This is a genomic window from Paenibacillus kribbensis, from assembly GCF_002240415.1.
Taxonomy (GTDB): Bacteria; Bacillota; Bacilli; order Paenibacillales; family Paenibacillaceae; genus Paenibacillus; species Paenibacillus kribbensis.
The window spans coordinates 5,504,260-5,518,603 of sequence record NZ_CP020028.1 but is presented as its reverse complement, the minus strand read 5'-3'; the positions used below and the strand labels follow the sequence as shown (position 1 = coordinate 5,518,603).

Annotated in this window: 13 protein-coding genes, 1 pseudogene and 1 riboswitch; of the genes and pseudogenes, 7 read left to right on the top strand and 7 right to left on the bottom strand. The window is 47.6% G+C overall.

Going from position 1 to position 14,344, the window contains the following annotated elements; genetic code table 11:
* Positions 1-39: 39 nt before the first annotated feature.
* The 3 genes from B4V02_RS24690 to B4V02_RS24680 all read right to left on the bottom strand — a co-directional run bounded on the left by B4V02_RS24690 (position 40) and on the right by B4V02_RS24680 (position 3,779).
* Positions 40-540 (bottom strand): C40 family peptidase, encoded by a 501-nt coding sequence (locus B4V02_RS24690; RefSeq protein WP_007428085.1) that lies wholly within the window; start codon positions 538-540, stop codon positions 40-42.
* A 5-nt stretch (positions 541-545) separates the two neighbouring features.
* Positions 546-683, bottom strand: a riboswitch (cyclic di-AMP (ydaO/yuaA leader).
* A 244-nt stretch (positions 684-927) separates the two neighbouring features.
* Positions 928-1,755, bottom strand: a complete 828-nt coding sequence (locus tag B4V02_RS24685; RefSeq protein WP_094156796.1) for a hypothetical protein — start codon at positions 1,753-1,755, stop codon at positions 928-930.
* 11 nt (positions 1,756-1,766) lie between these two features.
* Positions 1,767-3,779, bottom strand: coding sequence for a M1 family metallopeptidase (locus tag B4V02_RS24680; protein ID WP_094156795.1), 2,013 nt, complete (start codon positions 3,777-3,779; stop codon positions 1,767-1,769).
* Positions 3,780-3,904: 125 nt separating this feature from the next.
* On the opposite strand from B4V02_RS24680, the gene B4V02_RS24675 reads away from it, so the two are divergent.
* Both B4V02_RS24675 and B4V02_RS24670 read left to right on the top strand, forming a co-directional pair.
* On the top strand, positions 3,905-4,411 hold the full coding sequence (locus B4V02_RS24675) for a YwhD family protein (RefSeq protein ID WP_007428088.1): 507 nt from the start codon (positions 3,905-3,907) through the stop codon (positions 4,409-4,411).
* Positions 4,408-4,500 (top strand): annotated as a pseudogene (locus B4V02_RS24670) (helix-turn-helix domain-containing protein); the annotation flags it as partial. The gene B4V02_RS24675 and the pseudogene B4V02_RS24670, both read left to right, overlap by 4 nt.
* Positions 4,501-4,683: 183 nt before the next feature.
* Here B4V02_RS24670 and B4V02_RS26895 read toward each other — a convergent pair.
* Positions 4,684-4,734 carry a putative holin-like toxin gene (locus B4V02_RS26895; protein ID WP_229716897.1) on the bottom strand — a complete coding sequence of 17 codons (51 nt, stop codon included), beginning with the start codon at positions 4,732-4,734 and terminating at the stop codon, positions 4,684-4,686.
* 461 nt (positions 4,735-5,195) lie between these two features.
* Here B4V02_RS26895 and B4V02_RS24665 point away from each other — a divergent pair, with 461 nt between their 5' ends.
* Positions 5,196-5,702: a PTS sugar transporter subunit IIA gene (locus tag B4V02_RS24665; RefSeq protein WP_094156794.1), complete on the top strand. Its 507-nt coding sequence runs from the start codon at positions 5,196-5,198 to the stop codon at positions 5,700-5,702.
* Positions 5,703-5,836: 134 nt separating this feature from the next.
* Here B4V02_RS24665 and B4V02_RS24660 read toward each other — a convergent pair whose 3' ends face one another.
* Both B4V02_RS24660 and B4V02_RS24655 read right to left on the bottom strand, forming a co-directional pair.
* Entirely contained in the window at positions 5,837-6,649 is an 813-nt protein-coding gene (locus tag B4V02_RS24660) for a pentapeptide repeat-containing protein (protein WP_094156793.1), read from the bottom strand.
* 499 nt (positions 6,650-7,148) lie between these two features.
* Entirely contained in the window at positions 7,149-7,541 is a 393-nt protein-coding gene (locus B4V02_RS24655; protein ID WP_094157084.1) for a VOC family protein, read from the bottom strand.
* A gap of 122 nt (positions 7,542-7,663) precedes the next feature.
* On the opposite strand from B4V02_RS24655, the gene B4V02_RS24650 reads away from it, so the two are divergent.
* Together B4V02_RS24650 and B4V02_RS24645 are read left to right on the top strand one after the other, a co-directional pair.
* Positions 7,664-8,713 carry a hypothetical protein gene (locus B4V02_RS24650; RefSeq protein ID WP_094156792.1) on the top strand — a complete coding sequence of 350 codons (1,050 nt, stop codon included), beginning with the start codon at positions 7,664-7,666 and terminating at the stop codon, positions 8,711-8,713.
* A 135-nt stretch (positions 8,714-8,848) separates the two neighbouring features.
* Positions 8,849-9,313, top strand: coding sequence for a transporter (locus B4V02_RS24645; protein ID WP_094156791.1), 465 nt, complete (start codon positions 8,849-8,851; stop codon positions 9,311-9,313).
* A gap of 142 nt (positions 9,314-9,455) precedes the next feature.
* Here the strand turns inward: B4V02_RS24645 and B4V02_RS24640 are convergent, their stop codons facing one another.
* Positions 9,456-11,513: a transglycosylase domain-containing protein gene (locus tag B4V02_RS24640; protein WP_094156790.1), complete on the bottom strand. Its 2,058-nt coding sequence runs from the start codon at positions 11,511-11,513 to the stop codon at positions 9,456-9,458.
* Positions 11,514-11,831: 318 nt separating this feature from the next.
* Between B4V02_RS24640 and speE the strand changes: the two genes are divergently transcribed.
* Entirely contained in the window at positions 11,832-12,659 is an 828-nt protein-coding gene (gene speE, locus B4V02_RS24635) for a polyamine aminopropyltransferase (protein WP_094156789.1), read from the top strand.
* 358 nt (positions 12,660-13,017) lie between these two features.
* Positions 13,018-14,310, top strand: coding sequence for an MFS transporter (locus B4V02_RS24630; RefSeq protein ID WP_094156788.1), 1,293 nt, complete (start codon positions 13,018-13,020; stop codon positions 14,308-14,310).
* The last annotated feature ends 34 nt before the right edge of the window (positions 14,311-14,344 follow it).

The window sequence follows — 14,344 nt, the reverse complement described above, 5'->3', positions numbered from 1 at the left end:
GAATCAAATTGCGGCTAAGGTTAGCTTGCTATGCGTCAGTTATTCTACATTGTCGTCATCAGGAGTTTCAGAAGCTACGGCGTGGTAAGCGTCAGTGCTCATGATTCTTTTTGCACCGACATAACGGTTAGCATAATAATTTTCGTTCAGTGAGCTAACTACTACACCACGTGAAGACGAGGAGTGAGCGAATTTCCCTTCACCTACGAAGATACCTACATGGGAAATGCCTCTTCCTGTTGTGTTAAAGAACACCAGATCTCCAGGTCTCATTTCATCGCGGGATACGGAAGATCCCATTTTGAATTGTGAACCAGATTGATGCGGCAGTTTAATTCCCAGTTTGTTAAATACATACATTGTGAAGCCGGAGCAATCGAATCCTTCGAGTGTAGTGCCTCCGCTTCTGTAGCTTGTTCCTTTGGCATCTTGGATGATCTGGTCCATCTTAGAGTCTGCATATGCACTGCCGCCACCGAATGTAAAAGATGTAAAGGCAATGGCAAGACCCATGGCTGCGATCGTTAGCTTCTTCTTCAAAAAAAATATACCCCTTCCAATGCCTGCGAGGTTAGCTTAAGGATTCGGTAGAAGGTTCCCCTATGACCACTCTGTTGCGAGATCAATTCACCCAAACTGGTTCCCCCGCTTCCCAGGTGCCAGGAATTAGGCTTAACTTATGATGTGCACCTTGGAGAGCGTATTCACTATAACGAGCTTTTGAGATAAAGGTTACAATAAAGATTACAAAGTTGTTACTATCAGTTCACTGCGACTATTGTAACAAAGTCCGCTGGCTTTGGCAAATGTTTCATCGCAAAAAGTTACAAAAAAAATCTGTCCCTGATATCTCAGGAACAGATTTTGTTAAAAGTATGCAGTTAGGTGCCGTTTGTGTAGGAATGAACAGAGATTTTTCGACAGAGCTCAGCTTCTGCTGGAAATATCGGTATGCCACAGCCGGTATTGAGAGCTGATGTGCCACAGTCTGACCAGACTGGTAACAAAATGATACGATTGCTGGAGAATGAGTGCCAGCATACCCGTCCAAATCATTGCTACGGTGCCGAATAGAGCGAAGACAAGCAGCACACAAGCACCCAGCAAAAATGATATGCCAATAGCTGGGACGATCTGGCGAAAAAAGGCGAGCAAGGACGACAGTATGGCGTGACCACCGACGGTGCCCAACTGCATGTACAGGATGCACTGCCGGATGAACCAGCCATATGCGATCCATCCGATGGCATATGGCAACATATGCAGAAGGTAAGAGGGAGATTGTAGCGCTCCTGCTACAATAGGGTAGAGCCTCGGCATCACCCAGATAGCGGGAAGCAGTAATAGTCCCAGCTCAATGATGTAATAAAGCAGCGATGACAAGCCATGGCGTTTCATTCCACGGAAGAAGGACAGGCTTTGCGGCTCGGTCGCATAGGTATGCAGACTTTGATATATTCCGGCTCTAATGAAGGGAGTGATCAGCATACGCAGCACCGTCGCTCCCAGTAGTACCCACAAGTATATATGCACTTCCCGGTTGTCCATGAGGGCAATTTGGCTTTCCATCCAGAACAAGGTCTTGCCCAACTCGTTATGCCCCTGATCGGGGTAGCGCAGCAGTAGCGGGATTACGGCGGATTGCACCAGCCTGTAGAGAAATATTCCCCACAGCAGCTGATACAGAAACAGAATAATGACAATATAAAATTGTATGCGCACAAGCGCCCAGCCTTCTTTTATAACCGTCCGCATCTATAGACACCTCACCATGACAGACTTCCAAGCAGTGTCTCCAACAGCTTGGTTACACTTATGCTCCAACGAGTTTGCTGCCTTTCGTTCAGTTCGGCCTTCAGGCTATTGTTGATATGCTTGTTCTCCAGCGCAATGGTATATAGCGGATCAACGGTCACGTATGAAACGGGAGAGGCGCTCTTGAGCCGATAAGTTGTGCTTTTACCCGCCCCGTCCCAGGCCTTGAATATCGTTGTCCCATCCTTGAAGGTAAATTGAACGGGGATTTTGGGATAATCCGCACCTTTTTTGCTCAGCGTCACGACCGCTTCATATCCTTTCTCCAGCTTGTGGTTCGTGATGCGATCCACCGAGAAGTCCGCCATCTGGCCGTCATATACATATTGTTCAAAATAGTGGCTCCATGAGCGTCCGGTGACTCTCTCAACGATACGTTGAAAATCCTGTGATGACGGATGTTTGAAACGGTACGTCTGGACGTAAGTGCGCATGATGCGATCCATTTTTTTTATTCCGACCTGACGTTCAATGCCCTGCAGTACCAGCTTTCCTCGAGAGTAGGCATTCTGCCCATACGCTGCAGAGGAGCCATACTTCCATGACTCGCGGTTTAGCGGTTGAGGAGATGCTATCTGGCCTGATTGTAGCGGCAAGTTGGGGGTGAGCCCGTATTCCTGCTCCATAAGTCGTTCCTCTGCATAGGAGGTGAAGCCTTCATCCAGCCACGGTTCCTCAAATTCATTATTGGCTACCATCCCGTAGAAATATTGATGTCCAATTTCGTGAACTAATGTCCGCTCCAGGTTATAGCCGGGGTTCAGGTTATCTGCGGCGGCGGCCGTGATCAGTGTCGGATATTCCATACCTCCGGCGCCATTGCCTGTTTTGGGTGGAACCACGATGGACAGGGTGGAGTATGGATAAGGCCCGTACCATTTGCTGTAATACGAAAGGGCGGCTTTGACTGCGCTCAAATAGCGTCCCTTGAGTTCCTTGTGCGACGGGTCGAGATACAGCTTGATTTTGACACCGGGGACTTCAGCAGAAGAAAAGGGTTCTTCTACGGTTACAAAGTTGGGTGAAGCGGCCCAGGCAAAATCGTGCACGTCATCGGCATAAAATTGATATATTTTCTGTCCATTTTGTCGGACTGCTCCGCGAGTGGGAAAACCGGTTGCGGCTACGATGTGCGTTTCAGGTACTCGAATCCGTATGCTGTAAATTCCAAAATCGGCATAAAACTCGGAGTTGCCATGATACTGATGGAGATTCCAGCCCTCCTCGGCACGCCCGCGCTGTCCTGCAGTCTCATAAACGCTGAGCTTGGGAAACCACTGTCCTGCCATTACAAAATCATCTGTCGCGCCCATCCGTGCGAAAATGGCAGGCAGCTTGACCTCAAACTTCATATATAGTGTAATTTCTTCGCCACCTCGTACCGGCTTGGGCAGACGTACCTTCATGAGCGAGCGGTCATTTGCGTTACCGTCATCCGGTTGTACATATTGAGTACGGTGCAGAAGGGATAAGCCGTCTTCCGTCTTGAGCTCAGTCAGCGTCATGGAGCCGAAGCCGTCCTTGGGCATGGTGTCTCCGCGCAGCTTGCCCCCGGATTCCTTCATAAAGGTGGTATCCATGGAAGAAAAGGCATTTGGGTATAGATGGAGATACAGATCGTTCACGGTTTTCTTCCCCGGATGCTTCCAGGTCATTGTCTCTGTACCTCGCAAAACCTGTCCTTCTTCCAAGGAAACATCAATGTGATACTCCACCACCCTTTTGCTGAGAATTTCTGAGGCAGGCTGTGGAGGATTCTTAGGCAGCTCAGCCAGGATGTTTGCCCCTGAAGGCTTGCCCGTATCTGGCGCAAGCGCAGACTCAGACTGGGAGCCACGTGCTGGTTGGCCTATGGATTGCGGATCGGATGACGATTGTGGCTGCCAGGCAAACCATAACGTCCCTGCGAGGAGACCGAGGGCTAGTGTAGACAATAAAACGATTTTGGTGCGTGCTGGGGTCATACAATGGATACCTCCCGTTGACAAGCATCTACAGCATGTATATGTTTGCTTTCACGAGATTATTAGTTAAAATATTTGTAGTGTAGAATAGAGTGTGAAGACGGAAAATGGAGGCCTAGTGACGCATGAGTGAAAATCAGCCGGACGGCAAAAAACAGATTGCACTGAACATTGTCAGTGGCAAGAGTAAACATAAGGGCTTCGGTGCAGGCTCAATCGATCTGAACAGCATGTCTCCTGTCATCATTGACCAGGGAGAGGCAAAAATTGATATTGGTGCCATGCATGCCAAAAGTAAAGTGGAGCGTGGAATCAAGTTCTCTACGAATAAAGAGGACGTACCGAACGGACGCCAGGTATGGCTGGTATGGGTAGCCGTGGATCGCACGCCCGAAGGACGTATGTATGGCGGCGCGACAGCTTGCGAGATGCTGATTGACGACGAAGCCAAACGCGGCTGGAAAATTCTCGCCGATCACGTCAACCGTATGGATTACGCGCTCAAGCGTCGTTTCATGCTGGAGGATCTCGGCAGTGAGGATAAAGCAGCGCTCAAAAGCCTGCTGATCTCCCATAACGAGGAATGGTGGGACGCTTCGCCTGAGGAATTGAAGCAGGCGCTGGAAGGGTAAGAAAAGCAAAATTGGAAACCTTATTTAAGCTTTGTGATGCTTTCAATTGTAAGCTTTCAGACCTCATAGAATATGTACCGGACAAGTAAAGTGGAAGGGGAAACCAGTAAAACTTTTGAAGAAAAAAACTGTATTTACGTTATAAAATGAGCTATACTGAGATAAGAATAGTAAAGGAGCCGTGCGTCAACACGACTCCAGTGTACAACCACTGCTTAAAGAGCAGTCGGCAGTAAGGTTCAGAAGTAGATCGATACCTTGTGGGGGGCGGTCTACTTCTTTTTCATGTAGGTAAGCAATGCCAGAATGAACATGCCAAACATGATCATTAGGGAAATTGTGTCTTTAACCTCCATGGGCATCACCTCCCTTCGGGGAGACTAGCCGACCGCCCTTTTAGCCGTATGTTGTACTAGCAAAGTATACCACAAAAAATACTTTTTTGAGAGTTATAATACTTAAATGCGTATTTTTTTAATGAGAAGAATAATGAATGGATATACTTAAAACAACCTGACTGAGATAAACGTTATCTTAGCTAGTCTATTTTTGCGGATCATATGAATAAGGGTTAGGCTCTCAAAGCAACAGCATTTTAATTGTCAAAAATATATGAACAGTAGCGCCTTGACATCCTGGACAGGCACTTACTATAATTCAAATAGAAATCGGTTCCAAAATCCGATTTTTATTTATTTTTCCTGTGGAACCGGTTCCTAAAAGAGTGCAGTTAAGTCCTATTTACTGTTTTTGAATATAATCTGTTAAAAAAGGTGGCATCGTTATGTTTAAATGGTTGAAAAAGAAGACGGTTCCTCGTATTGAAGAATTCGACATGATAGCGCCAGTTAAAGGACAAGTGGTTTCCCTTGAAGAGGTTCCAGACCCTGCTTTCTCTACGAAGGCTATGGGGGAAGGCATCGCGATTCACCCGACTGAAGGGAAGGTCATCGCTCCTTTTACAGGTAAGGTTGCTCATGTTATGGAGAAAAGCAAACACGCTCTGATCATTGAACATGAATCCGGAGTACAAATTTTGATACATGTCGGGATTAATACAGTCTCCCTCAAAGGACAGGGCTTTCATCCTCATGTGCAAACAGGGGATAGCATTAAAGCGGGTCAATTATTGATGGAGTTTGATCTGAATGCGATTCAACGGGATGGATTGCCGATCATTACTCCAGTAATCGTTCCAGACGGGCAAGAGATGATCAGTCATGTGGAAATATTGGAAGGTTCATCTACATCTCCAGATGTACCTGTATTAAGAGTTCATTTGAAAGCCTAGTTGGCATTTTTGCTTCCTGCTGCGCATGCTCATAGGGCGGATTTTTTAGGATTTAACGAGTAAAATATGTAGAAAAAAACTAACCAGGAATTCTTGGTTAGTTTTTTCTTTAGAGGAGTGCTATAGAATTAAATCTACTCTAACCAATGGTTTGGAATGCTTAAAGAAGGGGGTAATTTGGTTTTATGATTGCCTTTGGCCGAATTTAATTGCGCTTGTGTAAGAAAAATACTTCCCTCTAGATTAGCCCCACTTAAATCAGCGTCTCTAAAATCTGCACCGATCAGGTCGGTCCTTCTCAGATCGGCATCTCGCAGGTCAGCGGCAATAAGTAAAACTCCTCTTAAATTGGCACCTCTAAGATTAGTGGCTCTTAAATTAGCACCTATGAGGTCTCTGCTCCTAATTTTTTTACTATATTTATTGTGTTCCATGTTTTTCTTGAATTTTTCGCGCACTAACTCACTTGTTTGTAAAAGTAAATCATTAACTAGTGCCCTATGGGTTGGTACATGAAGATCTATAAGGGATTTTGGATCTTGATCCGTAAGTTGCTCGGTTTTTACCATAGCTTCTTGCAAGTCTGTATAGATGGGGTGAGTTTCTTCTAAACTAAGGGCTTCATTTAAGTAATAAAGCATTTCGTGAAGCTGTTGCATGATGGGAAATATATTGAACATTTCCTCGGCTATTGCCGGGTCGTCTCGCCAACTTTTTCCGTTGTATATAACTTGAGAAATTTTTTGGCCTGCCCCAAAGCAATCATATACAGTACAGCCTCGCAAGCCGCTATTTCTTAAATTCTTATGAATATCACAACGATAATCGGCATTCAGGTTCTGACAAGGAGTCCCTCCATCCTTGTTAAAAGCAAAATCAGCAGATTTTGCATAAGGTAAAGCTACACAGCATAGACCAAAACATTTTTCACAATCTGCACTATACAATGAACACACATCCTTTTACTAGCACCTACTAAATGTAATATTACCAAAAAAAGATGGGGCATAGTCTATTGTTTTTTGTATAAACTTCTCGAAGTCCATTAGATAGTTAGAAAAGAAATTGGAATGCATTCGATTGCAAGCTTTCGGACTTAATAGAATATGTACCTGACAAGTAAAAGAGTGAAGCAATAAGTAAAATTTTTGAAGAGAAAAGCTGTATTTACGTAATAAAATGAGCTATACTGAGGTAAGAATAGTAAAGGAGTCGTGCGCGAACACGACTCCAGTATACAACCAATGCTTAAAGAGCAGTCGGCAGTAGGGTCGAACAATAGACCGGTACCTTGGTTGGGGGCGGTCTATTTCTTTTTCACGTAGGTAAGCAATGCCAGAATCGGAAAAACTTAAATACGTATTTTTTGATAACGAATAACCCGTTTGAGACCAGAGTGGTCTTAATCGGGTTATTTTGCATAGAGCCTATAATAAATTAGCCAGGTTATGATTTTGCCAGATTTAATTGCCATGAAACTCCGTACTTGTCCTCAACCCACCCGAATTGTTGGCTTACGGGCGAGGCCTCTAGGGGCATTAGAACTCGGCCTTCCTGCGATAGCTGATCAAACACTCGGTGAATTTCTTCTTCCGAATCACAGGTGACGAATAGCGATAGAGCCGGGGTAAAAGGGTGCTTGTCCTGATGATTTTGGTCAATAGCCATGAAGGTTTGTCCTTTGAGGGTGAATACAGCATGTAACACGGTTCCGTTCTCCTGATGAAGTACGCTAATGATGTCCGACGGCTTAAACACAGAGGTATAAAATTGCATGGCCTCTTCTGCTTGACCGGAGAACATAAAAAATGTTGTAATTTTTGGGCGAGAATTTTGCATAAGGTCAACTCCCTTGAACTGGATAGTAGATGCTACCATTTTTCCTCTTTTTGAATGAAAGTATTCACAATAAATGAAGCTCTTTATGAGGACATACATAGATGTGAAAGGGGGACAACAGAATGATGGACACGACAACAAGGCTTGTAGAAATGCTCGGTTCTGGCAAGAAGCTGGATGCCAGCATCATTTCCGCCAATACGGATGTGGTTGCCCAATATGGGACAAGCGAGGATGCTTGGGAGCTATACCGACTTTTTGTAGACGATCCCTATCATTATATCAGGGGGCTGCTGCTTCAGCCGATCATGAGGTGCGGGGATGCTGCGTTGGCGCAGGATATGTACGAGCGTTACGTGCGGAATCAGGCATCTCCGGAGCATATACCTGATGGTGTGCTGCATGTGTTAGGGTATTTGGGTTATGCGGAGGCTACGGCTGATCTCGTCGCTTGGGTAAACGGGCAATATGGAGCTGCGTCTGTAGATGCCTGTATGGGATTGGTGCATCTTCCATGTGAATCGTATCGTGAACAATTGGCAGCCGAATTGGAAAAAGCGGTGGACCAGAGCTTGTTTAATGAATTTTTACCTTTATTGAGCTTTAAATGCACTCAGGCAGATATCGTCCCACGATTGGTACATTGGGGGGAGCAGCATGCTTCCGTAGACTGTAATGCGGGAATTATTGCTGGTATTGCCTTGTTTGGAGAAGCACAAAAAGATACAATTCAATCTATTTTGTGGAATCCGCTTTGGGAGGCTCATGGAACGGCTACAGGCAGTTGTGTGTGGTCTTATTTGGCTATGCAGCATGTAGGATTAACCTTTAGAGAGCTTATTTGGGACCTACAAAGCTGTGACGTATCTAAAGTAGGTGTGCAGGCATTGGAGTACCGTTTGGATGTGCTGTATGAAATGCTGGAATTAAAGCTGGGGTATACGGCCCGGCCTATTCGATTCGCTCGCAGCAATGAGGAATCTTTTGGTCAGCTATATAGTGATTTGTTTAGCTGGTCTACCGAGCATCGCGATGATTCTATGATGGGCTGGATGACCGAACAGTTGGGCTACAGGCATCGGATGTTGGATCAGTATCATGAGCTGAGAAAACGAGTTGAGATGAAGATGGTGCATGAAATCGAGCTGAGGCATGTCCGGACAGGAAATTAATTGGGTCAGGATATAAGAATTTCTGATGAAAAGAGGCGAAATAGCGGAATGCGTTGACGGTATGGGGATTCGCCCAGTCCACGGGCTAATGTCCTGCATAGGATACATCAGCCTAGAACACAAGGAGTGAAACACATGTCTTTAATGCCACAGGTGCCTTCACAACCAGGCACTCCGGGTCCACTTACACCGTCAGGTCCTTCGATCCCACAATTTCCTGGCCCGCCACCAGGGGGAGGGGGCTTTGCGCCACAGCCGCAGCCGCCTTTTGGCCCTCCACCAGGGCCGGGCCCGTTCTCGCCGCCGCCAGGACCGATGGGCCCTCCGGGACCGGGACTTCAAGCTCAGGCCCCGACTGCCCCGCCGCCGCAATTTACGCCACCGAGGCCACTGGCCACGGCCTATGCTATTGATCCTTTAGCCATCTCCGGTTGCTTGTTCCGCAACACATTTATATGGCTGACGAATGGTCAGCGCTTCTGGATGTACCCTGTCTTTGTGGGTAGAACATCCGTAGCGGGGTTCCGGTGGAATGGTCGTTTTTGGACTTATTTTGGTATAGACACCAACCGGATTGAGGCGTTTAGCTGCTTTTGGTAAGCGCACCTTTGGGGAAAGCGTGCTGAACCGGGTCGTTGCGGCTAATCGTGACAAGAGAGATACATGGGACATATGAGTAAATAAAAGAAAGCAAAAAGACTGAGAGAAGCGCTTATAACGCTCCTTCAGTCTTTTTTGGCTGTTACTCCATCCACCATCGCTTGAAATTGCTCCACCATGATTTCTTTTCTGCCTGCTGCTCCGCTTGGTCAGTCTGTGTCGCTGCCGGTGGGTTATTCTGCCCAGACAAGGTCTCCTTTGGCTCCGTGCCGCTGACGAATACCTCCAGCCGCTTGTCTGGACTGTCTGGTGCAGCCAGCTTGCCGCTGGCCGGATCAATATAGGCGCTGACGACGCCGTCAGGGATAGGGAAGATCTTGGGCGGCACATTCTCCAGCGCTTTCTCCGTATATTGCGCGAAAATCGGTGCCGCCCGCCGGGCATCCTGCGTGCTGATGGCCTTGCCCTTGTCATAGCCGACCCAGACGGCGGTGGACAGCTCGGGCGTGAAGCCGACCATCCACGCATCGGTGTTGGTCGTGCCGCTCTTGCCGGCAACCGGGCGCTTGATCAGCTTCGCGACCCGGTTGCCGGTGCCGCCTTCCTCGAACACGCCTTCCATCAGGCGTGTGAGGACGTAGGCGGAGGCGGGCTTCACCACCTGCACCGGAGCGGCCTGCGGTGCTTCGTAGAGCGACCGCCCGGCCGCATCGGTGATGCGCAGCACCGCCACCGGAGCGACCTTTTGCCCGCCGCTGCCGATGACCGAGAAGGCCGAGGCCATCTCGAACGGGCTGACGGGCGATACGCCCAGCGCGAGGGAAGGTACGGGCTTCAGCTCGCTCGTAATGCCCATTTTGCGGGCGAGGTCCATGACTTTATCTGTTCCGATCTTCAAAATGGTGCTTACAGCATAAATATTATCGGATGCTGCAATTGCCCGCCGCAGATCGATTTCGCCCAAATATTTGTCGCCAAAATTTTTGGGCTTGTAGGTTTTGCGGTTGTTGTCGTAGTGGAACAATGTCGGCCTGCTTTCGAACTTGGACGTACTCGTCAATTCGCCGGAATCCAGCGCGCTTAGATACATAATCGGCTTAAAGGATGAGCCGGGCTGCCGGGTTGTTGCAAGCGCATGATTATATTGATTGCCGACATAATTGGTCCCGCCAACCATGGCCTTCACATGCCCGTTGCGCGGGTCCATGGAGATCAACGCTGTTTCCAGTCCGTTGCTGTCCTTCATGCCCTCATTTACGGCCGCCTCGGCCGCCTGCTGCATATGCATGTCCAATGTGGTATAAATGCTCAGGCCGCCATGCTCCAGCACACTTTCACTGATTCCCAGCTGATTCGTTGCAAGCTGGCGGACATAATCGCGGAACCAGGGAGCGGCTTCTACCGTCCGGCGCTGGCTCTCGGGCCGCAGGGCGAGCATTTCCTCATAGGCCCTGGTAGCTTGGGCCGGCGTAATTTTGCCGGTGAGCGCCATGGAATCCAGCACAATTTTTTGCCGATCCTTTGCATTCTTCATATGATTATACGGCGAATAATAGGTCGGTCCCTTCGGAATACCTGCCAGCAGGGCGCTTTCAGCCAAATCCAGATCTTTTGCGGATTTGCCGAAATACATTTGCGATGCGGCTTCAATGCCGTAGGCACCGTGCCCATAATAGATTTCGTTCAAATACATTTGCAGCAGCTCGTTCTTGGTGTACTTCATTTCAAGCTGTGCAGTATAAATGGCTTCCTTGGCCTTGCGTGTCCACGTTTTCTCATGAGACAGGTACAGATTGCGTGCTAGCTGCTGTGTCAGCGTGCTGGCTCCTTGCGACATATCCCAATGGGTCAGATTGACAAGCACGGCCCTGCCCAGGCCTTTGAAATCAAAGCCGAAATGATCGTAAAACTTCCGGTCTTCCACAGCCAGCGTAGCTGCAATCAGATCGGGTGAAATTTGATCCAACTGGACGGGAATAGATTCCTTGCCTCCGGCAGAGAAGGTGGCAATGACTTGGCCCTGGCTATCGAGCAGACGCGAATTCCGGTCCGTATCCGCGAGCGGGAGACTGGTGGTATATAAATAGGCGAGCAAAATGCAGGCGGCGATGACCGTCAGAATGGTGAGTGACAGCAGTCCCCGAAACCATCGAAGCCAGAGTGGCTTGCGTTTGGGAAATTGCCCGGTTGTAGCGGCCATCTTGCCACCTCCTTCCATGGTTGATGTTCTCAGTATGGTCAATCCGAAAGCGTCTATTCATCAGATGCGTATACGTATGTATTTTAAACATGCTTGAGCCTGAAAATGCCTTTGCAGTCTATCCAGGTATCTTTTATGATGCAAAAAGTGTGAAAGCACAGCGTGTTTGGTACAATAAATATAGCAAACTCGGCGTTTGCGTGTTGCATATATAAGGAAAGCCAACGTTTATGCTGGCGCGACTGAGATGTAAAAGCGCGACCTGGACGATACAGGGATGGCCGGACACATACTTTGATCAGAAAGAAGGTTGATATGATGGACTTGTGGTTTACGGAGAAGCAAACCTCCTCTTTCGGCATTACAGCAAAAATCAAACAAACGTATGTCTCTGAGAAAACGGAGTATCAGGATCTGGCGATGATCGAGACAGAGGAATTCGGCAATATGCTCGTACTGGATGGTATGGTGATGACCACCGTGAAGGATGAATTCGTTTATCATGAAATGGTAGCACATCCCGCTCTGAATACCCATCCGAATCCGAAAAAGGTACTCGTTGTGGGCGGCGGCGATGGCGGCGTCATTCGTGAGGTTATCAAGCACCCAGAGGTGGAAAAGGCTGTGCTGGTTGAGATTGACGGCAAGGTGATCGAATATTCCAAAAAATATTTGCCTGAAATCGCCGGGAAGCTGGATGAGCCTAACGTGGAAGTGCTGGTCAATGACGGATACATGCATATTATTGAACATAAAAATGAATACGATGTGATCATGGTTGATTCGACAGAGCCGGTTGGTCCGGCAGCCCCGCTGTTCGAGCGCGGATTTTATCAAGGCATTTTTGAAGCGCTGAAGGAAGATGGCATTTTCGTGGCGCAGACGGACAACCCTTGGTTCAAGGCTGATTTGATTCAGAAGGTCAACAAGGATGTGAAGGAGATTTTCCCGATTGTACGTGTGTACGGAGCGAACATTCCGACCTATCCGAGCGGTCTATGGACATTCACGCTGGGCAGCAAGAAGTATGATCCGCTCGAAGTAGACGAGACGCAAATTCCAGAGATGGATACGCGGTATTATAGTCCACGTTTGCACAAGGCGGCGTTTGTTTTGCCTAAGTTTGTGGAGGATTTAACGAAGTAGGGAGCAAAGCGAGCTGGATATACATCCGACGATTTTGCAAAATCCTGATCCAAGTAGAAGCGTGTTATGACATAAAATAAATGTAACTGATAGGTTAAGAAGCGTCGCAGTGTTCTATATCGCTTGTTTTTAGGTGAAAAAGAGCGCTACAGACGCTTTTTTGTTGTGGATAAAATTGAAAATAGGCATGAAAGTCTTACTGGACACTGAATTTCCTTTAAAGATAAAAGAAGGAAATTTAAGGGTGTGTGTAGAATATACAAAAAACCAGACATTTGACAGAATTGTAATATCAACAGGGGAGGTTTGGTTATGGAAATACATAACTCGGCAATGTACCAAAGAGGGGGAAAATTTTTTGATCAAACGCTCTTTTTATTATCTATGGGGATCCCAGACGGTTTCCAATGTGGCGGATATTATTTATCTGCTGAGTATCGTGGTATTGGTGTTTACTTCAAGTGATTCATTAATGACGACCATTTTGATCCCGTTGTTTCGTTTGTCTTCGCAGGTTCTTAGCGGGCTGGTGGCACCGATTATTCTCAGTCGCTTCCGGTTGAATCGGGTTCTGTTGTTTTCTCAGCTAGGGCAGTTTGTAATTTTCACGCTGTTATTGTTGTACCTGTGGAATACGCCTGGGCAGAAGTCTTTTTTCTTTATTTTTATTATGGTATTCGGCATGTCTTTTCTGGATGGATGGACCAATCCTGCTCGTAATGCGTTGGTTCCTCGTCTGGCTACGGGTGAAGGACTCATGCGCGCGAACGGTATGGTGTCAGTCAGTGATCAAGTAGTTAAATGCGCAGGCTGGGCACTAAGCGGTATTGTCATTGTCTGGCTAGGCTCGTTGAATACGCTGATGGTCGCATCGTGTTGCTATTTCGTGGCCGCTATCGTCACGTCCTTCATCCGTGATCCGCTGGTACAAGAGGAAGTACGTTCTGAATCGTCTGATCCTTCTTCGAATGAAGCTGGGTTGGCCCAAGAGAAGAAGAAGGGGGCATACTGGAAGGAGCTTGGAGAAGGGTGGAAGATCATTTGGCATAACCGCCGCATCCGTTCTCTGATGATCGTGGATAGTGTGGATACCATTGGAGGAACCTCGTGGGTTGGCGTGTTCATCCTGGCATATGTGACACAAGTGCTGCATCAAGATGAGAGCTGGTGGGGCTTTATGAATGCCTCCTTTTTTTCGGGCATGATTTTAGGCGGGCTTCTCGTCGTTGGTTTGGTGAAACGGTTACAAAAGAACAGCTTTCTGTATATGCTGGGGGCGTTAATGGTATATGTACTGATTACCGTTGTGTTTGCGCTCAATACGATCCCGGTCGCTGCACTGGTTCTTTTTGCAATATCCGGTATACCCGTTCAAATGGCTGGAATTATTCGCCGAACCTTGCTGCAAACGAGCGCCCCAGCGGCTCAGCTCCCCAAAGTAATGGCGGGTATTGATGTGCTTACGAATCTCGCCTTCGGTCTGTCTTTGCTGTTCCTGGGTTGGTATGCAGACCGCTTCGGAATGGTACAGGTGTATCTGCTGGCTGCGGTTATGACGACCATTGCTGTCTTGATCGGCTGGTTCTATCGCAGGGATTTTCAGGAGAATGAGCAAGTGGACCATCCAACCGCTACAGGCGCAGGGATTTGAAGCTGAGGCATTCGTATGACAGGTCATATTGGCA

Bases quoted from the DNA above. Each gene is read 5' to 3' on its own strand.
- B4V02_RS24650 (WP_094156792.1), top strand. From the start codon at position 7,664: ATGATGGACACGACAACAAGGCTTGTAGAAATGCTCGGTTCTGGCAAG.
- speE (WP_094156789.1), top strand. From the start codon at position 11,832: ATGGACTTGTGGTTTACGGAGAAGCAAACCTCCTCTTTCGGCATTACA.
- B4V02_RS24685 (WP_094156796.1), bottom strand. From the start codon at position 1,755: ATGCGGACGGTTATAAAAGAAGGCTGGGCGCTTGTGCGCATACAATTT.
- B4V02_RS24675 (WP_007428088.1), top strand. From the start codon at position 3,905: ATGAGTGAAAATCAGCCGGACGGCAAAAAACAGATTGCACTGAACATT.
- B4V02_RS24665 (WP_094156794.1), top strand. From the start codon at position 5,196: ATGTTTAAATGGTTGAAAAAGAAGACGGTTCCTCGTATTGAAGAATTC.
- B4V02_RS24645 (WP_094156791.1), top strand. From the start codon at position 8,849: ATGTCTTTAATGCCACAGGTGCCTTCACAACCAGGCACTCCGGGTCCA.
- B4V02_RS24655 (WP_094157084.1), bottom strand. From the start codon at position 7,541: ATGCAAAATTCTCGCCCAAAAATTACAACATTTTTTATGTTCTCCGGT.
- B4V02_RS24680 (WP_094156795.1), bottom strand. From the start codon at position 3,779: ATGACCCCAGCACGCACCAAAATCGTTTTATTGTCTACACTAGCCCTC.
- B4V02_RS24640 (WP_094156790.1), bottom strand. From the start codon at position 11,513: ATGGCCGCTACAACCGGGCAATTTCCCAAACGCAAGCCACTCTGGCTT.